This window comes from Faecalibacterium prausnitzii, assembly GCF_003287405.1.
GTDB classification, from domain to species: Bacteria; Bacillota; Clostridia; order Oscillospirales; family Ruminococcaceae; genus Faecalibacterium; species Faecalibacterium intestinale.
Genome location: NZ_PRLD01000007.1, coordinates 123,422 through 143,539 on the forward strand (window position 1 = coordinate 123,422; position 20,118 = coordinate 143,539).

The 20,118-nt window shown below is 59.4% G+C and carries 21 protein-coding genes; 20 read left to right on the forward strand and 1 reads right to left on the reverse strand.

The window, feature by feature from the left end:
* Positions 1-29 precede the first annotated feature (29 nt).
* The 17 genes from groL to C4N24_RS08785 all read left to right on the forward strand — a co-directional run bounded on the left by groL (position 30) and on the right by C4N24_RS08785 (position 17,702).
* On the forward strand, positions 30-1,664 hold the full coding sequence (gene groL / locus C4N24_RS08705; protein ID WP_112091084.1) for a chaperonin GroEL: 1,635 nt from the start codon (positions 30-32) through the stop codon (positions 1,662-1,664).
* A gap of 129 nt (positions 1,665-1,793) precedes the next feature.
* Entirely contained in the window at positions 1,794-3,389 is a 1,596-nt protein-coding gene (locus C4N24_RS08710; protein ID WP_112091085.1) for a penicillin-binding transpeptidase domain-containing protein, read from the forward strand.
* 101 nt (positions 3,390-3,490) lie between these two features.
* Positions 3,491-3,742 carry a preprotein translocase subunit SecG gene (gene secG, locus C4N24_RS08715; protein ID WP_005923602.1) on the forward strand — a complete coding sequence of 84 codons (252 nt, stop codon included), beginning with the start codon at positions 3,491-3,493 and terminating at the stop codon, positions 3,740-3,742.
* Between the two features lie 173 nt (positions 3,743-3,915).
* Positions 3,916-6,039, forward strand: coding sequence for a ribonuclease R (gene rnr, locus C4N24_RS08720; protein ID WP_112091086.1), 2,124 nt, complete (start codon positions 3,916-3,918; stop codon positions 6,037-6,039).
* Between the two features lie 256 nt (positions 6,040-6,295).
* Positions 6,296-6,496, forward strand: a complete 201-nt coding sequence (rpmE, locus tag C4N24_RS08725; RefSeq protein WP_112091087.1) for a 50S ribosomal protein L31 — start codon at positions 6,296-6,298, stop codon at positions 6,494-6,496.
* Between the two features lie 196 nt (positions 6,497-6,692).
* Positions 6,693-7,661 carry an ABC transporter ATP-binding protein gene (locus C4N24_RS08730; RefSeq protein WP_112091088.1) on the forward strand — a complete coding sequence of 323 codons (969 nt, stop codon included), beginning with the start codon at positions 6,693-6,695 and terminating at the stop codon, positions 7,659-7,661.
* A gap of 1 nt (position 7,662) precedes the next feature.
* Entirely contained in the window at positions 7,663-8,535 is an 873-nt protein-coding gene (locus C4N24_RS08735) for an ABC transporter permease (RefSeq protein ID WP_112091089.1), read from the forward strand.
* A 12-nt stretch (positions 8,536-8,547) separates the two neighbouring features.
* Positions 8,548-9,984: a Gldg family protein gene (locus tag C4N24_RS08740; protein ID WP_242983222.1), complete on the forward strand. Its 1,437-nt coding sequence runs from the start codon at positions 8,548-8,550 to the stop codon at positions 9,982-9,984.
* 10 nt (positions 9,985-9,994) lie between these two features.
* Entirely contained in the window at positions 9,995-10,987 is a 993-nt protein-coding gene (locus C4N24_RS08745) for a DUF4340 domain-containing protein (protein WP_112091091.1), read from the forward strand.
* A gap of 250 nt (positions 10,988-11,237) precedes the next feature.
* Entirely contained in the window at positions 11,238-12,284 is a 1,047-nt protein-coding gene (gene potA / locus C4N24_RS08750) for a spermidine/putrescine ABC transporter ATP-binding protein (RefSeq protein ID WP_112091092.1), read from the forward strand.
* 6 nt (positions 12,285-12,290) lie between these two features.
* Positions 12,291-13,106 (forward strand): ABC transporter permease, encoded by an 816-nt coding sequence (locus tag C4N24_RS08755; RefSeq protein WP_112091093.1) that lies wholly within the window; start codon positions 12,291-12,293, stop codon positions 13,104-13,106.
* Positions 13,106-13,951, forward strand: coding sequence for an ABC transporter permease (locus tag C4N24_RS08760; RefSeq protein ID WP_112091094.1), 846 nt, complete (start codon positions 13,106-13,108; stop codon positions 13,949-13,951). Before C4N24_RS08755 ends, C4N24_RS08760 begins: the two co-directional genes overlap by 1 nt.
* Positions 13,951-15,183: an ABC transporter substrate-binding protein gene (locus C4N24_RS08765; protein WP_112091095.1), complete on the forward strand. Its 1,233-nt coding sequence runs from the start codon at positions 13,951-13,953 to the stop codon at positions 15,181-15,183. The genes C4N24_RS08760 and C4N24_RS08765 overlap by 1 nt, the downstream gene beginning before the upstream one ends.
* A 66-nt stretch (positions 15,184-15,249) precedes the next feature.
* Positions 15,250-15,987 (forward strand): acyl-[acyl-carrier-protein] thioesterase, encoded by a 738-nt coding sequence (locus tag C4N24_RS08770; protein WP_112091096.1) that lies wholly within the window; start codon positions 15,250-15,252, stop codon positions 15,985-15,987.
* A 20-nt stretch (positions 15,988-16,007) separates the two neighbouring features.
* Positions 16,008-16,577 carry a chromate transporter gene (locus tag C4N24_RS08775; protein WP_112091097.1) on the forward strand — a complete coding sequence of 190 codons (570 nt, stop codon included), beginning with the start codon at positions 16,008-16,010 and terminating at the stop codon, positions 16,575-16,577.
* Positions 16,574-17,146 (forward strand): chromate transporter, encoded by a 573-nt coding sequence (locus C4N24_RS08780; RefSeq protein ID WP_112091098.1) that lies wholly within the window; start codon positions 16,574-16,576, stop codon positions 17,144-17,146. The genes C4N24_RS08775 and C4N24_RS08780 overlap by 4 nt, the downstream gene beginning before the upstream one ends.
* A 22-nt stretch (positions 17,147-17,168) precedes the next feature.
* Positions 17,169-17,702, forward strand: a complete 534-nt coding sequence (locus C4N24_RS08785) for a TIGR00730 family Rossman fold protein (RefSeq protein WP_112091099.1) — start codon at positions 17,169-17,171, stop codon at positions 17,700-17,702.
* A 257-nt stretch (positions 17,703-17,959) separates the two neighbouring features.
* Here the strand turns inward: C4N24_RS08785 and C4N24_RS08790 are convergent, their stop codons facing one another.
* Positions 17,960-18,223 carry a hypothetical protein gene (locus C4N24_RS08790; RefSeq protein WP_112091100.1) on the reverse strand — a complete coding sequence of 88 codons (264 nt, stop codon included), beginning with the start codon at positions 18,221-18,223 and terminating at the stop codon, positions 17,960-17,962.
* A gap of 464 nt (positions 18,224-18,687) precedes the next feature.
* On the opposite strand from C4N24_RS08790, the gene C4N24_RS15355 reads away from it, so the two are divergent.
* From C4N24_RS15355 to C4N24_RS08800, 3 genes are all read left to right on the forward strand, one after another.
* Positions 18,688-18,852 carry a hypothetical protein gene (locus C4N24_RS15355; protein WP_181573068.1) on the forward strand — a complete coding sequence of 55 codons (165 nt, stop codon included), beginning with the start codon at positions 18,688-18,690 and terminating at the stop codon, positions 18,850-18,852.
* Positions 18,853-18,864: 12 nt separating this feature from the next.
* Complete coding sequence (locus tag C4N24_RS08795; RefSeq protein WP_112091101.1) at positions 18,865-19,233, forward strand: HIRAN domain-containing protein; 369 nt, start codon at positions 18,865-18,867, stop codon at positions 19,231-19,233.
* A gap of 179 nt (positions 19,234-19,412) precedes the next feature.
* Entirely contained in the window at positions 19,413-20,033 is a 621-nt protein-coding gene (locus C4N24_RS08800) for a ZIP family metal transporter (protein WP_112091102.1), read from the forward strand.
* Positions 20,034-20,118: the final 85 nt, after the last annotated feature.

The window sequence follows — 20,118 nt, forward strand, 5'->3', positions numbered from 1 at the left end:
GAGCTTGTATTATAAAGGAGCGATGTATTATGGCAAAGCAGATCAAGCAGGGCGAGGACGCTCGCAAGGCACTGTGTGCCGGTATTGACACCCTGGCTAACACCGTTAAGATCACCCTCGGCCCCAAGGGCCGCAACGTGGTGCTGGGCAAAAAGTTCGGCGCACCGGTCATCACCAACGATGGCGTGACCATTGCGAAGGAAATCGAGCTGAAGGACGAGTTCGAGAACATGGGCGCACAGCTGGTGCGTGAGGTCGCAACCAAGACCAACGATGCCGCAGGCGATGGTACTACCACCGCTACCGTGCTGGCACAGGCTATGGTCAATGAGGGCATGAAGAACGTTACCGCCGGTGCAAATCCCATGGATATCCGCCGCGGCATGAGCAAGGCCGTTGCCACCGCTGTGGAGACCATCAAGGCACACAGCCAGAAGGTGAAGGACAGCAACGATATCGCCCGCGTCGGCACCATCTCTGCCGGCGACCCCGAGATCGGCCGTTTGATCGCCGAGGCTATGGAGAAGGTCACCTCTGACGGCGTTATCACCATCGAGGAGAACAAGACCACTGCCGAGACCTACAACGAGATCGTGGAAGGTATGCAGTTCGACCGCGGCTACCTGACCCCCTATATGGTCACTGATACCGACAAGATGGTGGCCGATCTGGACAACGCCGCGATCCTGATCACCGATAAGAAGATCAGCGTCATTCAGGATCTGGTTCCCCTGCTGGAGCAGGTGATGCAGAACGGTATGAAGCTGCTGATCGTGGCTGAGGATATCGAGGGCGAGGCTCTGTCCACCCTGATCGTCAACCGTCTGCGCGGCACCCTGAACGTTGTGGCCGTCAAGGCTCCCGGCTTCGGCGACCGCCGCAAGGAGATGCTGCAGGATATCGCTACCCTGACCGGCGGCACCGTGATCTCCTCTGATCTGGGCTACGAGCTGAAGGACGCTACCGTCCAGCTGCTGGGTCATGCCCGTCAGGTCAAGGTGACCAAGGAGAACACCACCATCGTGGGCGGCGCAGGCGACAAGGACGCTATTGCAGCCCGCATTGCTCAGATCCGCAGCCAGATCGAGGCCGCTACCAGCGACTTTGACCGCGAGAAGCTGCAGGAGCGTCTGGCTAAGCTGGCCGGCGGCGTGGCTGTCATCAAGGTCGGTGCTGCTACCGAAGTTGAGATGAAGGACAAGAAGCTGCGCATCGAGGATGCTCTGAACGCTACCAAGGCAGCTGTGCAGGAGGGTGTTGTGGCCGGCGGCGGTACCGCTCCCATCAACGCCATCCCCGCTGTGCGCGCTCTGTGCGACACGCTGGAAGGCGACGAGCGCACCGGTGCCAAGATCGTGCTGAAGGCTCTGGAAGCTCCTCTGCGCCAGATCGCCAAGAACGCCGGTCTGGAGGGCAGCGTCATCATCGACAAGATCGTTTCTGCCAACAAGCCCAACTACGGCTTCGATGCCCAGAACGAGGTCTTTGTCGAGGATATGATCGCCGCTGGCATCGTGGACCCGACCAAGGTCACCCGTTCCGCTCTGGAGAACGCAGCTTCCGTTGCTGAGATGGTGCTGACCACCGAGAGCCTTGTTGCCGACCTGCCGGAACCCCCGGCTCCCGCCGCACCTGCCGGCGGTGACATGGGCGGCATGTACTAATCCGTACCAGTCTTTCTTAATAAGATACGCCAGAGAGGTGGAATTTCTCTTCGGAGAGGTTCCACCTCTTTTTATGTATACCCTGCACCCCTGCTGCCCACCCTAACCATACGGAAAGGGGGCGCGGGGATGTCCGGCAAACGGGTATTGGCGGTGTATGCTGCCTTGCTGCTGGGGTTTATGGTGGTGCTGTGCCGGTTGTATCTGCTGGCGCAGCACCCCGCCTATGCCGCGCGGGCGGCGGCGCAGAGCACGGTCACCCTGCAGCTGCCCGCCCGGCGGGGCAGCTTTTACGATGCACAGGGGCAGCTGCTCACCGGGTTAGAGGAGCGCTGGCAGGTGGTGTGTTTTCCCGGGCAGAGCAATTACGACCGGCTGTATGCCTGCACGGACGCCGCCGGGCAGGCGCTTTTGTACCGCAGCCGCAGCCGCGCTGCGCCGTTTTTGCTGGAGGTGAACTGCGACCCCGCCCGCCTTGGACTGACCGGTTACCCCACCGCCCGGCGGTACGCGGCGGTGCCGCTGTGTCAGCATCTGCTGGGCTATCTGGATGGCACAGGTCACGGCGCTGCGGGGCTGGAAAAGGCATTGGACGCCGTGCTTTCCGGCACAGGGGAGCACAGCAGCCTTGTCTGCGCCGTCACAGCGCAGGGTACGCTGCGCACCGGCGAGACGCCCAAACTTTTGCAAGCCGACAGCGGGGCGCTGGGTGTGCAGCTGACCATCTCCCGTCCGGTGCAGCGGGCAGTGGAAGCGGTGGCGTCCACCACTATGCAAAGCGGCTGCATTCTGGTGCTGGATACCGCCACGGCGGCGGTGCGCGCCAGCGTCAGTGTGCCGGGCTACGACCCGGAGCACCTTGCCGACAGTTTGCAGGCGGCGAACAGCCCCTTCCTGAACCGGGCGCTGCAAAGCTATGCGGTGGGGTCGGTGTTCAAGCCGGTGCTGGCGGCGGCTGCACTGGAAGCGGGCTTGCAGCCGGTTTTCGAGTGCACCGGCGCGGTGGTGGTGGATGGGCAGATCTTCCGCTGCGCGGGCGGGGTGCCGCATGGGCAGGTAGACCTTGCCGCTGCGCTGGAAAAAAGCTGCAACGGCTATTTTATCTGCCTGGGGCAGCAGCTGGGCGCGGAAAAACTGTTGGACGCCGCCCAGGCGTTCGGCTTTGGACAGAGCCTGCCGCTGGCAGAAGGGCTTGCCGCCGAAGCCGGCCAGCTGCCTGCCCCGCAGGAGCTGGTGCAAAGCGGACAGCTGGCCAATTTCAGCTTTGGGCAGGGCAGTCTGCTGGCGACACCCATGCAGGTTGCGGCGCTGTTCAACACCCTTGCAGCGGACGGCGTATACCGCGCGCCCTATGTGCTGCAAGCCACGCTGGACGAGACCACAGGGCAGCCGGTGGAGCCCCTTAGCCACCCTCGGGGACGGCGGGTGCTCCCGGCGCAGAGCGCAGCGCTCTTGCGCACTATGTTAGTGCAGGTGGTGCAGCAGGGCACCGCGCAGGATGCCGCCGGGGTTTCCGGCGGGGCGGGCGGCAAGACCGGCACTGCTCAGACCGGGCAGTTCACCCCGGAGGGCACCGAGCGCTGCAACCTGTGGTTTGCGGGGTTCTGGCCGGCAGAAAAGCCCCGCTACACCATTGTGGTGCTGCAGGACGGCGCGGTGCATACGGCGTATTCCGGTGCAGCCATCTTTGCGCAGGTGTGCGCCGCGCTGGAAGCGGCGGGATAAATGCGCGGATTCCGCTTGCAATTTTGGCTTTGTTATGCTACTATATAGTTGTGTTTTTGCGTGGATTTCCGTATTTACAAATAAAAGGAGCGTTACGATTCATGTCTGTTATCGAAATTGTTGGCGGTGCCATTCTGCTGGTGGCTTCGCTGGTCATCGTTTTCCTCACCCTCATGCAGCACACCCACGGTCAGGGTCTGTCCGGTGCCATCAACGGCAGCGTGGGCGGTGCCAACAATGCACGTCTGACCCCGGCGGATCAGATGCTGGCTAAGGTCACCCGCATTGCAGGCGTGGTGTTCTTTGTGGTCGCTATTCTGGCCTGCCTGTTCGCAGGCCGTCTGGCAGGCTGAGAAGGCGTTGCAGCCCCGTGAACGGACGGGGCTGTTTTTCTGTGCAGAAAAAAGTGCGGGCAGCCGGTTCTGCGGGCTGCCGCAAAGAGGGGACAGGGGAAAGCGCCCGTCCCAAGGCAGGGCTGTGCTCCGCAGGAGATGCACGGCCACGGAAGTGAAGGAGAAAATATTTTATGGCAATGCGCGATAAAATTGAGCACGCGATCCAGAATCAGCCGTGCACCGTAAAGGATCTGAAAAATAAGTTCGGCGGGGATCGCGGCGCAGACCGCAAGGTGATGGAGGCCGTGGACCAGCTGGTGCACGAGGCCGTCATCTGCCAGCGTCAGGGCGTGTTCTTCACCGTGCGCAGCGGCCGTGCCGACAAGGCACTGCTGTGCAAGGTGGTAAAGCTGGGCAAAAACTTTGCCTTTGTCATGCTGGAGGACGGCACCAGCGATATCTTTATCCCCGGCCGGTTCACCCGCGGCGCAATGCCCGGCGACAAGGTGCTGGTGGAAAAGTTTGCACACCCCCGGGTAGAGGGCAGCGATGAGGGCGAGATCCTTGCTGTTCTGGAAGAGAAGAACGCGCTGGTGGGTACCATGCACCGCATGGAGGGCCGCCTGAAGTTCGTACCGGACGATTGCCCCGCTATCTCCATGCAGGTCATGCGGGACTGCGAAGGCAGCGCCAAGGACGGCGACAAGGTGGCAGTGGAGATCCTGCTGCGCGGCAACCGTCAGGAGGATCACCGTGTAGGCGTGGCCATGCGCTTTGGCAGCTGTGACGAAGCCAAGCGCTGCGCAAAGGCACTGCTCTACGCGCAGGATATCCGCAGCCGCTTCCCGGACAAGGTGCGGGACGAAGCCAAAAAGCTGGACAACGCCGAGGTGTCTGCTGCGGACTGCGAGGGCCGCATGGATCTGCGCGCTCTGCCCATCTTTACCATCGACAGCGCCGAGACCAAGGATATCGACGATGCTATCAGCCTGACCAAGACCCCGGACGGCGGCTTTGAGCTGGGCGTGCATATCGCGGATGTTTCCAACTACGTCAAGCCCGGCACCGAACTGGACAACGAAGCCTTCAGCCGCGCTACCAGCGTCTACTACGCCGATCAGGTGGTGCCCATGCTGCCCAAGCAGCTGTCCAACGGCATCTGCAGCCTGAACGAGGGTGTGCTGCGGCTGGCTTTCTCCTGCCTGATGCGGCTGGATAAGGACGGCAACCTGACCGATTACCGCTTTGTCAAGTCCGTCATCCGCAGCCGGGTCAAGGGCGTGTACTCCGAGATCAACGCCCTGCTGGCCGGCAACGCCGATGACGAGCTGACCGGCAAGTACCACGAGGTACTGGCACAGCTGCCTGCCATGAAGGAGCTGTACGGCCACCGTGCCCGCCTGCGCAAGGAGCGCGGCTGCATGGATATCGAAAGCGGCGAGGTAAAGCTGATCCTCGATGAGGACGGCCACTGCATCGATGTGAAAAAGCGCACCTCCGGCGAGAGCGAAGCCATGATCGAGGAGTTCATGCTGCTGGCAAACCAGTGCGCCGCCCACTTTGCCCGGGTGAAGCAGATCCCCTTTGTGTACCGCGTGCATGAGGAGCCCAACGCCGAAAAGCTGGAGCGTCTGCACGGTCTGCTGCAGGCCTGCGGCGTCAACGACCACTTTGCCAAGGACGTGCCCACCCCCAAGGAGTTGAGCGCTATTCTGGAGGGCGTGCGCGGCACTGCCTATGAGCAGATCATCAACACCGGTATGCTGCGCTGTATGTCCAAGGCCGTGTATGAGGAAAAGCCCAAGGGTCACTACGGTCTGGTTCTGCAGGACTATGCCCACTTCACCAGCCCCATCCGCCGCTACCCGGACCTGGCTATCCACCGTATCATGACGGCGCAGCTCAAGGGCACCGATAAGGACACCATGATCCTGCGTTACAGCGAGTTTGCCGAGGATGTCAGCAAGCAGGCCAGCGAGCGCGAGGTGATCGCCATGCAGATCGAGCGCAAGGCCGAGGACTGCTACAAGGCCGAGTATGCCCGCCGCCATCTGGGCGAGTGCTACGAGGGCCGCATCTCCGGCGTGACCCAGCGCGGCCTGTTCATCGAACTGGAAAACGGCGTGGAGGGCTTTGTGCCCGCTTCCAGCCTGACCGCCACCGGCACTATGCTCACCGAGGGCGTCCGCCTTTCCGACCCTGTTTCCGGCAAGAACTGGAATCTGGGCGATACCATGATGATCACCATCGTGCGTGCAGACGTAAATCTGGGCAAGATCGACTTTGAGGTCGCCCCGGAAAGCGCAAAGCAGTAACCTTATAATAGAACAAAAGCAGACTGCCCCCGAAGCAGCGCACAAGACCGTGCTGCTTCGGGGGCGGTTTTTATGCTTTGCTGCAAAAGCTGTAAAAAAGTTAAAATTCCCTCTTGCATTCCGGCCGATTCGTGCTATAATAGTAAGGCAATCGTTTCCAAGGCCGCTCGACGGGGTAGCCGATATTGAAGGTTGTGATGGGCACATACATTAAATATGGCCCCAATACGTCAGAACCAGAATTGAGGTGAAAAGAATGAAACAGGGTATCCATCCGAACTACGTTGACTGCACCATTACCTGCGCTTGCGGTAATGTCATCAACACTCGTTCCACCAAGCCCGAGATCCACGTCGAAGTTTGCTCCAAGTGCCATCCTTTCTACACTGGCAAGCAGAAGCTGGTTGACACCGGCGGACGTGTTGAGCGCTTCAACAAGCGTTTCGGCCGTAAGTAATTATAGGCTATCTCATGCCGCTTCCTTCGGGAGGCGGCATTTTTGCTTTTTGCACGGGCAAATATTTCGTTTTCCCACACAGGATTGTCTTAATTTAAACACATTTTCCGTCTAAACTATAGCAGTTCCAAACCGGAAAGCGCTGCGTCCATGCCGCTTTCCGCAAAACAGCTTCTGAATAAAAGGAGAGTTTGCTGTGATCGAAGTTTCTCACCTGAGCAAATCCTACGGCAGCCGCCCTGCCGTGCAGGATCTCTCGTTTACGGTGCCGGACGGCCAGATCTACGGCCTGCTGGGGCCCAACGGCGCGGGCAAATCCACCATTATGAATATCCTCACCGGCTATCTGGCACCCACCGAGGGCGAGGTGAAGGTAGCCGGGTTCCGTCTGCCGGAGCAGGCACAGCAGGCCAAAGCCTGTGTAGGCTACCTGCCGGAGCAACCGCCGCTCTACCCGGAAATGACCGTGCAGGAGTATCTGGACTTTGTGGCAGAGCTCAAGGGGGTCAAGCGTGCGCAGCGCAAGCAACAGGTGCTGGCTGCTGCCCGCCGCACCGGGCTGGAAGAAGTGCTGCCCCGGGTCATCCGCAGCCTGTCCAAGGGCTACCGTCAGCGCGTGGGCATTGCGCAGGCGCTGCTGGGCAGCCCGCAGCTCATCATTCTGGATGAGCCCACCGTGGGGCTGGACCCCGCGCAGGTCATCGAGATCCGCAACCTCATTCGGGAGCTGGGCAAGGCGCACACGGTCATTCTGTCCAGCCACATCCTCAGCGAGGTGCAGGCCGTGTGTCAGCAGGTGCTCATCCTCTCCAAGGGACGTCTGGTGGCTGTGGGCAGCCCGGAGGAACTGGGCGAGACTTTGAACCCCGGCAGCCGCCTGCGCGCCACCGCGCAGGGCGAAACCGATACCGTGCTTGCCGCAGTGCGCAGCGTGCCGGGTATCTGCCGGGTAGCGCTGGAAAGCGCCGCAGACGGTCAGGTCACCTTTACCGCCGAGAGCGAGGATGCCGCCGACCGCCGCGCTGCCGTGTCCCGGGCACTGACCGAGGCCGGCTGCACCGTGCTGGCGCTTGCTGCCGAGAACCGCAGCCTTGAGGAGGTATTCCTTGCGCTGACCGAAAAAACGCCGGAGCAGGAAGCCCCGGCAGAAGGGGAGGGAAACTGAGATGGCTGCTATCTTTAAACGAGAGCTCCGCAGCTGCTTTCACGGCATGATCGGTGCGGTGCTTACCGCCTTTATGCTGGCGGCTACGGCCATCTACTTTGTGGCGCTGAATCTGGGCTACGGTCTGCCGGATTTTGGCTACTACACGCTGTACCGCACCATTTTTGTGCTGCTGCTCTACATCCCGGTGCTCACCATGCGCTCCTTTGCGGAGGAACGCCACAGCCGCACCGACCAGCTGCTGCTCACAAGCCCGGTGTCGGTGGGCGGCATCGTGCTGGGCAAATATTTTGCCCTTTGCGTCATTTTTGCGCTGCCCTGCCTTGTGGATGCGGGCATGATCCTTGTGCTGAAGGTGCTGGGCGCTACCGGCACCAGCACGCTGGCCAATTTCTCTGCGCTACTGTGCTATTACCTCATGGGCTGCGCCGCCATTGCCATTGGGGTATTCCTTTCCAGCCTGACTGAAAACCAGATCATCGCCGCCGTATCCGGTGTGGCAGCGCTGCTGCTGGCCTATATGATGCCCAGCCTGCGCACCATGTTTACCACCGGCAGCGCGGTGGCACTGGCGCTGTTTACCGCCATTGCCGCCGTGCTCAGCGTGGTGGCGGGGCTGCGCAGCAAAAGCTTTACGCTGGGCTGTCTTTCCTTTGCGGGGTGCTGCGTGGCGCTTACGGCGCTGTTCCTGCTCAAGAGCAGCTGGCTGACCGAAGCTTTCAGCGCGGTGCTCAGCGCCCTGTGCCTGTTTACCCCCTTTGAAGAATTTGTCAACAGCAGCTTTTCCATCCCCACACTGGTCTACTACCTGACCGTAGCGGCGGTGTTCCTGTTCTTCACCGCGCAGGGGCTGGAAAAGCGCCGCTGGAACTGAGAGGAGGCCGCAATGATGAAATGGAACAAGAACGCGTCCTCTCAGAAAGGCAGGGTATTCCGCAGCGGACTGCTGTCCACCGCCATGCTGGCAGCAGTGCTGGTGCTGGCGGTACTGCTCAACCTGCTGGTGCGGGCGATCCCCACAAAATATACCGAGTTCGACCTCTCCGAAGCCAAAATGTACACCCTGAGCGACAGCACCAAAGCGCTGGTGGAGGGGCTGGAAAAGGATGTGCACATCTATTACCTCTGCGAAACCGGCAGCGAGGATGCCATCATCACAAAGCTGCTGGATCACTACGCCGCCGAGAGCGGGCACCTGAGCTGGGAACAGAAGGACCCCACCCTGTACCCCACCTTTGCCGCAAAGTACGGTGCGGAGAATGTTTCCACCGGCAGTCTGATCGTCACCTGCGGGGAGAACAGCACCGTACTGGATGCCGCCGACCTGTACGAATACGATTACACCGATTACTACACCACCGGCTCTGCCAGCGTGACCTTTGGCGGCGAAAAGCAGATCACCTCTGCCATCTATAAGCTCACCGCAGCCGGACAGAACCACGCCTACTATACCACCAACCACGGCGAGCAGTCCCTGACCGACTCCCTGACCGATGCACTGGACGCCCAGAATATCGACGCCCAGCCGCTGGATCTGCTTACAAGCACCATCCCGGAGGACTGCAATCTGCTTATCATCAACGCGCCCACCAGCGATTTTACCGCAGGGGACGGCCTTGTGGATGAGATCAGCCAGCTGGAAAATTATCTGGCGGCGGGCGGAAAACTGCTGCTGACCAGCAGTGTCTACGCCCAGACTCCGCAGCTGGACGCCGTGCTGGCGCAGTTCGGCCTTGCCCGTGCAGAGGGCATGGTGGTGGAGGGCGACAGCAGCAAGGCGCTGTATAACTCTGCATGGTCGCTGCTGCCGGACTACGGCACGCCCACCGAGAGCACCGCGCTGAACGGCGTGAACACCAATACCCATGTCATGTTGTCAGTGGCACAGGGCATCACGGTCACCGAGACCGAGGATGTCACCGCCGAGCCGCTGCTGAACAGCTCCTCCGCTGCCTATGCCAAGGCTGATATCGACGACCTTACCACCATGGAGCGGGAGGACGGGGACACAGACGGCCCCTTTGCACTGGCTGTCTGGGCACGGAACGAGGATACCGGTGCCGAGGTCCTCTGGATCGGCTGCCCCAACATGGATAACGAGCAGCTTTATCAGTCCATGCCCGGCAACCTGACCTTTTTGCAGGGCTGCGCCGCTTCGCTGGTAGGGCAGGATGTCCTTGTGGACACCAAGGCGCTGGAAGCCGAGCCCATCACGGTGGCAGGCTCTACCGCCGCTGCACTGGGGCTGACCTTTGTGTTCGTGCTCCCGGCGGCGGTGCTCATTGCCGGGGCAGTAGTGGTGCTGCTGCGCCGCCGCAGATAAGGAGACCGCTATGAAAACAAAACAGCGTGCCCTGCTGGCGCTGCTGGCAGCGGCAGTGCTGCTGGGCGCGGCGCTGTGGGCGGTGATCCGCAGCAACGCCAAGGCTGAGCAGTCTGCCAGTGCCGCCGCCGAGGGCAGCATCCCCCTTTCCAGCTTTGCCGCTGAGGACTTGGAGCAGATCGAGTACACCTATAACGGCGAGACCTACACTCTGCAATATTCCGGCGGCAGCTGGCTGCTGGCACAGGACCCTGCCTATCATCTGGACGAAAGCGCCTGCAACACCATGCGCACTGCCCTGATGGCACTGAATGCCAAGCGCAGCCTGACGCCGCAGGCAGGGGAGGACTACGGTCTGGACAGCCCGCAGCTCACCGTCACGGTAACAGCGGCAGGGCAGAGCACTACCCTGACCTTCGGGGCAGAAAACCCGGTAACCGGGGATCTCTATGCGCAAAAAGCCGGGGACGATGCCATCTACACCGTCAGCGGCAACAAAGCTGCCTGTTTCCAGCTGGATAAGGCCGGGCTCTTCGGCAGCTTCTGCCCCACAGGGCTTACGGCTTCTGCCATTACGCAGGTGGCCTATACGCTGGTCGATGGCAGCTCTGTCACCCTGAACGCCGTCAGCGAGCCGACCGACAGCGCCGACAGCACGGACGCGGACAGCGCTTCTTCTACTGCCTACGAGACAGTGTGGCGGCTGGCTTCTGACCCCATTGCCAGCCTTGCACAGGACAAGGTGCAAAGTCTGCTGTCTGCCCTGTGCACCTATGCCACCGCTCAGATAACGGACGCCGACCTTTCTGCCTGCGGTTTTGATGCACCGGTATTCACCGCAGCCGTTACCAGCGAGGATGGCTCCACCGTGCAGCTGGCCTACGCCTGCGGTACGGACGGGTGGTATCTGCAAGTGGAAGGGGATACCTCGGCATACACGGTGGACACAAGCACTGTACAGGCGCTTCTGCTGACCGAAAACGACCTGAAAACGCAGGAATAATTGCTTTGATACGCTGCACCGAAACCAGGGTGCAGCGTATATTTTTTTGCAGCTTTTTATAAAGTTGCGGCAAACATCGGCAGAGTGATTGACAATCCGACTGGGATTGTTTATTATAAACCGTGACAGGGTAAGTCCGCCGCGCAAGATCATGCTGCTGCGCGGAGCGGAGCAGCCCCTATACGCAAAAAAGATGGGGCAGGTTCCCTGTCTTTTTTCGTATCTGAGAACAAGGAGGATAACATATAAAATGGACAACTCTGTGGTCGTTTCACTGCGGGATATCGTAGTGGAATTTGATGGACAGCGCATTCTGGATGGGCTGAATCTGGATATCCATGATAAGGAGTTCGTGACGCTGCTCGGTTCCTCCGGCTGCGGCAAAACTACCACCCTGCGCCTGATCGCAGGTTTTCTGGAGCCAAACGCCGGCAAGGTGCTGCTGAAAGGGGAGGACATTACCGGTGTGCCGCCCTACAAGCGCCCGGTGAATACCGTGTTCCAGAAATACGCGCTGTTCCCGCACCTGAATGTGTTCGAGAACGTGGCCTTTGGTCTGCGGCTCAAAAAGCTGGACGAGGACACCATCCGCCGCAAGGTGCGCGATATGCTGGAGGTCGTGGGCTTAAAGGGCTTCGAGCGCCGCAGCATCAGCCAGATGTCCGGTGGTCAGCAGCAGCGCGTGGCCATTGCCCGCAGTCTGGTCAACGAGCCGGAAATCTTGCTGCTGGACGAGCCGCTGGGTGCACTGGACCTGAAGCTGCGCAAGGAGATGCAGCTGGAACTCAAGCGGCTGCAGCGCGAGATGAACATCACCTTTATCTATGTCACCCACGATCAGGAGGAAGCGCTTACCATGTCCGATACCGTCGTGGTCATGAACGGCGGCAAGGTGCAGCAGATCGGCACCCCGGAGGATATCTACAACGAGCCGAAAAACGCCTTTGTGGCAGACTTTATCGGCGATTCCAACATCGTGGACGGCGTGATGCACAGGGACTTTCTGGTGTCCTTCTCCGGTGTGGACTTCCCCTGCGTGGACCGCGGCTTTGCCCGGGAACAGAGCGTGCAGGTGGTGGTGCGCCCGGAGGATATCGAGGTGGTATCCCCGGTGGAGGGCCAGCTTGTGGGTGTGGTGAACGATGTCATCTTCAAGGGCGTGCACTTTGAGATGCACGTGGAGTGCGAAGGCCGCGAGTGGCTGATCCACTCCACCCGTGCCTGCACCCCCGGCGAGACCATTGGTATGCGCATCGGCCCCAACGAGATCCATATCATGGCGCGGAGCGAGGGGTGATGTGCCATGAAGATCTATGATAAAAAGCTGGCCTATCCGTACTTTGTATGGATGGTGCTCTTTACCGTTGTGCCCCTGTTCATTGTGGTGTACTACGCCATGACGGACGCCGAGGGCAACTTTACCCTGAATAACCTTACCTCCATCAGCGGCTACGGCTCGGTGTTTGCCCGCAGTCTGCTGCTGGCGCTGATCGCCACGGTCATCTGCCTTATCATCGCCTTTCCGGTGGGATATTTTTTGTCCCGCCTGCGGGTGAACAAGCAGCACATCATGCTTATGCTGGTCATGCTGCCCATGTGGATGAACTTTTTGCTGCGCACCTACGCATGGATGGGTCTGCTCAGCGTCAACGGCCCGGTGAACACCCTGCTGGGCTTTATCGGTCTTGGCCCCTATACCATGCTCAACACCTCCGGTGCGGTGGTGCTGGGCATGGTGTATAACTATGTGCCCTACATGATTTTGCCGCTGTACACCAGCATGACCAAGATCGACCAGAGCCTTGTGGAAGCTGCGCAGGATCTTGGCGCCAACACCACCAAGACCCTTGTGCGGGTGCTTATCCCCATGAGCGTGCCGGGCATCAGCACCGGCATCACCATGGTGTTCGTGCCGGCGGTGTCTACCTTTGTCATCAGCCGTATGCTGGGCGGCGGCTCCAACCTGCTGATCGGTGACCTGATCGAGATGCAGTTTCTGGGCAACAGCTACAACCTGAACGTCGGCTCTGCCATGAGCTTGGTGCTGATGATCATCGTACTGCTGTGCATGAGCTTTACGTCCAGCTTTGACGAGGATGAAATGGAGGGCGTATCCTGATGAAAACAAAACATCTGCGCCTGATGCAGCGGGTCTACATCATCCTGTTCTTCTGCTTCATGTACCTGCCCATTGCCTACATGATCGTGTTCAGCTTCAACCAGAGCAAGGGCTATTCGCTGTTTACCGGCTTTACTTTTAAATGGTACCGCAGCCTGTTCACGAATGCGTCCATCCTCCATGCACTGTGGGTGTCCGTTGAGGTGGCAGTGCTGTCCGCCATCATTGCCACGGTGCTGGGTACGGCTGCCAGCCTTGGCATTGCCTCCATGAGCCGTAAAAGCCGCCTGCTGGTGACCAACATCACCTATATCCCGGTGGTCAACCCGGAGATCATCACCGGCATCTCCCTGATGCTGCTGTTTGTGGCTTACCAGCGCTTTGCCGCGCAGTCCGCATGGCTGCCGGACAACATCATGGGTCTGCCTACGCTGCTCATTGCGCATATCGCGTTCAACGTGCCCTACGTTATCTTCAACGTAAGTCCCAAGCTCAAGCAGCTGGATATCAAACTGTACGAAGCAGCGCTGGATCTTGGCTGTGATCCCAGACAGGCTTTCTTCAAGGTCATTCTGCCGGAGATCAGTCCCGCTATCCTGTCGGCCTTCCTCATCTGCCTGACCTATTCCATCGATGACTTTATGATCTCCTACTTCAACTGCGGCACGGTAGAGACCCTGCCCATTGCCATCTACTCCATGACCCGCAAAAAGGTCAGCCCGGAGATCTACGCGCTGTCCACCATCATGTTCGTGGTCATCCTCAGCGTCATTCTGGTGTCCAATGCCATGGAGAGCCGCAGCTACCGCAAGGATCAGAAAACGCTGCGAGAGGAGGGCGCATGATGAAACGCATTGCTGCATTGCTGCTGACGCTGGCTGTGGCGCTGTGCGCTGCACTGCCGGTGCTTGCCGCCGGTACCATCGAGGTCACTGAGGACGTCTCGGTGTCGGATGCTTACGACTGGACCCGCTTCAAGGGGCAGAACGTCACCCTGAACGTCTATAACTGGGGCGAGTACATCTCCAACGGCTCGGATGACAGCGTGGATGTTGTGGGCGCCTTTGAAAAGCTGACCGGCATCAAGGTGAACTACACTACCTTCGACTCCAACGAGTCCCTGTACGCCAAGCTCAAGTCCGGCGCAGCCAACTACGATGTGATCATCCCATCCGACTACATGGTGGCAAAGATGATCAACGAGGGGATGCTTGCGCCCCTTGACTACGACAATATTCCCAATTTCCAAAAGATCGATGCAGGCTACCGCAACCCGGATTACGACCCGCAGAACGCCTACACCGTGCCCTATATGCTGTGCACCACCGGCATCATCTACAATACCACCATGGTAGACGAAGCCCCCACCTGCTGGGCAGACCTGTGGGATGAGCAGTATGCGGGCAACATCCTGATGTTCAACAACAGCCGCGATGCCTACGCTATCGCTGCATTTAAGAGCGGCCACAGCATCAACCCCGCCACCCCGGAAGAGGTGGACGAGGTGGTGGAAGAGCTCAAGGCGCAGAAGCCGCTGGTGCAGGCCTACGTCATGGACGAGATCTTTGATAAGATGATCGGCGGCGAGGCTGCTATCGGCGTGTACTACTCCGGCGATGCCATCACCATGATCGATGATAACCCGGATCTTGCGTGGGTATTCCCGGAGGAGGGCAGTGTGCTTTCGGTGGACTGCATGGCTGTGCCCGCCGCCAGCGAGCACAAGGAAGCCGCCGAGATGTTCATCAACTTCATGTGCGAGACCGACATCGGCAAGGCTAACAGCGAGTATATCGGCTACACCACCCCCATGCACGATGTATGGGAGGTGCTGGACGAGGAACTGAAAACCAGCGAGATCGCCTACCCGTCTGAAGAGGACGCCGCCCGCGAGAAGGTGTTCACCGCCCTGAGCGACGAGGTGAACAGCGAACTGGACCTGAAGTGGAGCGAGATGAAGAGCTACGATGAAGGCGGCGGCAGCTACCTGTTTTTGCTGTTGCTGCTGGCCATGCTGGCGCTGGCCTGCTTCAATATCTGGCGCAAGGTGCGCAGAAAGACCCGCAATCAGTATTGATCGTTCAACCAAGGCTGCCGTCCCGGACGTGGTGCGGCGGCCTTTTTCCGATAGGAGGGAAAGACTATGGAACAGTTTTATTATGAAGGCACCGCCGTGGTAGAAAATGCCGATGCAGACTGCCACAGCCTGCTCAAGGCCAGTGCGCTGCTGCGCTATGTGGAGCAGATCTCCACCATGCACGCCCGCCACTTTGGCATGGACGATAAGTTCTTTGAGGATCACGGCGTAGCGTTTCTGGTGGGCAAGCAGGCGCTGCGGTTCAGCCGCGTGCCCCGCCGTGGCGAGACTTTGACCCTTTGCTCCCGCTCAGAAAAGGCTCTCCGCGGCTCTATCAAGCGCGTCACCACCCTTACGGACGAAGCCGGGCAGGAAGTAGCCATGGTGGACAGCCGCTGGATCATGTCCAGCCTTGAGAATGGACACATCCTGCGCCAGCCGGGCTGGACGGTAGAGGGATACTGGAACGAGACGGTGAAAGAGGAGCTGCCCCTTTTGCTGCATAAGCACCGGGACAGCCTGACCAGCGCCGGCCTGTTTACGGCGCGCTACTCCCAGTGCGATTTGCACTATCACATCAACAACGCTTTTTATCTGGATATCGTCTGTGACGCGCTGCCGCTGGAGATCATGCGCGATCACGTTGTAAAGTTCGCTTCCATCAACTATCACCGCGAAGTCCCCATGGGGCAGCAGGTGGAGGTGTTCTACGCGCCTTCGGATGATGGCTGGTACTTTATTGCCAAGCGCGCGGACAAAACGGCTTTCGAGTGCTATCTGGAACTGGAGCCGGTCAAACAGTAAGTGCCCGGAGGAAAATGCCTATGTCCAAGACCAAGGAACTTTTTTGCACCTTTTTCAAGATCGGTGCCTTTACCTTTGGCGGCGGCTACGCCATGGTGGCGCTGCTGGAGCACGAATTTGTAGAGGAAAAGCGCTGGCTCACCCGGGAGGAGTTTCTGGATATGGTCGCAATTGCCGAGTCCACCCCCGGCCCTGTGGCGGTGAACAGCGCCACCTATATCGGTTATAAGCTGGCAGGTGCCGCTGGTGCGGCGGCTTCCACTCTGGCAGTGTGTCTGCCGTCTTTCGGGGTCATCTATCTTATTTCACTCTTCTTCGACCGTTTTTTGCAGCTGACGGTGGTAGCAAATGCCTTTAAAGGCATACAGGCCTGCGTCATCTACCTGATTTTATCCGCAGGAATCAAGATGCTCAAAAACCTGCAGCGCACACCCTTCAACACGGCAGTGGTGGCGGTGGTGCTGGCGGCCATGGTGGGCTGCTCTGTGCTGGCGGTAAAGTTTTCCTCCATCTGCTGCATTTTGCTTTGCGGCGCAGCCGGGGTGCTGGCCTATGCGGTAGGGCAGGGGAAGAAAGGCGGCACAAAATGATCCTGCTGCAATTGTTCTGGAACTTCCTTGTCATCGGTGCGGTGTCCTTTGGCGGCGGCTACGGTATGATTTCGCTGGTGCGGGAAACAGTGCTGGGGCACGGCTGGCTGACCGAGAGCGAATTTCTCAGCTTTATCGCGGTGTCAGAGTCCACCCCCGGCCCGCTGGCGGTGAACATGGCTACCTTTATCGGCGCTTCGCAGGCGGGACTGGCAGGCTCCTTTGCGGCAACGGTGGGGGTGGTGCTGCCTTCTTTTGTCATCATCCTGCTCATTGCGGCGGCGCTGCACAGCCTGATGAAGTACGCCGGGGTCAACGCCTTTCTGGCCGGGGTGCGCCCCTGCGTGGTGGCTATGATCCTGGCCACCGCCTGCACCATGGGGCTTTCCACGCTGGGGGGCTTTACCACTGTTTCCGGCGGCTTTGCCCCGGATGTGCGTGCGCTGGCGGTGTTTGCCCTTTTGAGTATTCTGCATTTTGCCTATAAAAAGAAAACGCAGAAAGCACCGTCCCCCATCGGGATGATCCTGCTTTCTGCGGTGCTGGGCGCAGTGCTGTGGAGCATCTGACCCGGCAAGAAAGGATACTGCAATGAACATTACTGTGTATCTGGGCGCAAACCTTGGCAACGACCCTGCACTGCCACAGGCTGTGCAGCAGCTGGGGCGCTGGATTGGCGAAAGCGGCAACGCGCTGGTGTACGGCGGCAGCAAAAGCGGCCTGATGGGGCTTTTAGCCGACAGTGTACTGGCCGCAGGCGGCAGGGTGACCGGCGTAGAGCCCAAGTGCTTTCTGGACGCAGAGCTGCAGCACGAGGGACTGACTGAGTTGATCGTGACCGAGGATATCCCCGCCCGCAAGACCAGAATGATCGAACTGGGCGATGCCTTTATCGCGTTTCCCGGCGGCACCGGCACGCTGGAGGAGATCACCGAGGTCATCAGCAAGCTGTCTCTGGGACAGCTGGACGCACCCTGCATCCTCTACGACCTGAACGGCTACTACCAGCCCCTGCACCAGCTTTTGCAGCAGATGATCGCCATGGGGCTTTCCACCCCGGCGCGACAGCGGAATATCACCTTTGCCGCCGACCTTGCCCAGATTCGTGCGATCCTTGAAAAATGATACTGGGAAGCTTACTTCTCAAACGCGAGGAGACTGCTGTACATGGCTTTGTGCGGCGGTCTTTTCTCATAAAATGGGATACCGGGGCGTCCGCGGACGCCCCGGTATCCCGAAAAAGAAAAAATCATTCCGCTGGTTATGCCCATAGCGCACGCGGAGGGCATTTAAAATCTTTCTGCGCAACCAAAAAGGCCGCTGCACAAAACAATGTGCAGCGGCCTTTTGCTATCCTGTTATGTACGCTGTGCGCGTTAAACTTAGGCGGCAGTGGTGGAAGCAGCCTCAGAAGAAGCAGCCTCGCTGACAGCAGCCTCAGAGGAAGCGGCCTCGGAAGATGCAGCCTCAGAGGAAGCAGCCTCGCTGGAAGCAGCCTCAGAAGAAGCAGCCTCGGAAACAGCGGTGCTTGCAGAAGCAGCCTCAGAGGTAGAGGAAGCAGCGGTAGAAGCAGAGCCACCGCAAGCGGTCATGCCAGCAGCCAGAGCCAGAGCAACAACAGCGATGCAAATATTCTTGAGTTTCATATCAATGATCTCCTTGTTTTTCCTGTGTGTGTTTCGCAGCGGGCCTTCGGTAGCACCTCACTGCGATGCTATATTCTAATCCGTTTTTGAAAAAAATCAAGAGGTTTTTGGTCGAAAGTTATAATCTATGTAAAGAATCTACATAGTTGTCATAAAATTTCGCCAAAAGTCAAAGACTTTTTGGCAAAAATAAAACCGCAAAAAGACGGGCTGCTATCTGCTGTAGAACCCGCTTTTGCAGAATGTCGCCCGGCAGTTGACCTCCTACCCGGCAGAGTGTGGTATGCTGTGGGTACAGAGCAAAGCCTGCACCGCCGGGCGGGGAACACAAAGTAGAAAAAACTTGAAATGTTCTGCCGAAAATCCTTTTTATTGGACTGTAAATGTGGATAATAGAAGCATAACGAGGGACGGACATCCCCCGGAAGGCTTGAACGACAAGAACATTTGCGGAGGATAATACGATGAAAGATTTTGATTTTGGCTACTTCGGCACCGGCGATGAGGGCTATGCCCAGTACATGACCGCATTCGAGCGCAATTTCAGCACGGACAGCACCGACAGCTTTGCGTCCGATGACACAGACTGCGATGCAGACAGCTGCGACAGCAGCGAAGAGGATTTCTAAGGAGGTAAAACCATGAAGTATTATGTAACACTGACCGGCCTGAACTACCGCTACGGCACGATGCCCTTTGCAGTAGGGCAGAAGGTGCGTCTGGTCAAGGAGCCGGAGAATCAGGCCGACCGCGAAGCCATCCGGGCAGAGCTGCCGGGGCTGGGCAAGGTGGGCTATGTGGCCAACAGCACCCATACCGTAAAGGGGGACTGCTACAGTGCAGGCCGTCTGTACGATAAGATCGGCAACACCGCTGTGGCAAAGGTGAAGTACATCCTGTGCGATGCCGTGATCTGCAAGATAAAGGCAGACGCCGCAGCGGCCGTGCCGCCCATGAACCCCGACACCGGCCTGCCCTATGGCAGCGAAGAGGACGCTATCGCATTCTGAAACCGCACCTTTTTGCCCGTTTGTGCATACAAAGGGCAAAGGGGGAATGCGGTTTGAACCGGATCGTTTTCATACTTGGGGTCTGGCTGTTTCCGGCGGCGTGTACCGCGCTGGGAGCAGCAGGGGTGTTTTTGCTGCGCAGGCAGGCAAGACCGGCTACCCGGCGCATTTTGTGCGGAATGGCGGCGGGTATCATGCTGGCGGCCAGCGTGTGGAGCCTGCTGCTGCCGGCCATAGCCCGGTCGCAGGGCAGGGTGGCATGGGTACCCCCGGCGCTGGGGCTTATTTTAGGTGCTGTGGGGCTTTTGCGACTGGAGGATGCCGCCGGGCAGCTGCTGGCGGGCGGCCCCGGGCATTGCGGGCGCATGGTGCTGGCGGTCACCCTGCACAACCTGCCGGAGGGCATGGTGGTGGGGCTTGCTGCGGCACTGGCGCTGCACGGGGACGCAGACTCCGTAAGCGGAGCGCTGGCGCTGAGCCTCGGAATCGGCTTGCAGAATATCCCGGAGGGTGCGGCGGTCAGTCTGCCGCTGACCCAGAGCGGGCGCACCCGTGGGCAATCCTTTGCCGCCGGGGCGGCGTCCGGGCTGGTGGAGCCCTTGGGTGCGGTGCTGGCCTTTGTGCTGGCCGAGTGGGTAGGTGCAGCGCTGCCGTGGCTCATGAGTGCGGCGGCGGGCTGTATGGTGTGTGTGACCGCACAGGAGATGATTCCTGAGGCGGTGGAACCGGATGAAGTGGCCGGTGTCATCAGCATCGTGCTGGGGTTTGCGCTGATGATGGCACTGGATGTGGCCCTGTGAAAAAAGGACTGCTGCATCGTTTGACGCAGCAGTCCTTTTTGGTGAGAAGATTTCAAATGCCCTCCGCTTTGCTTTGGGTAACGTC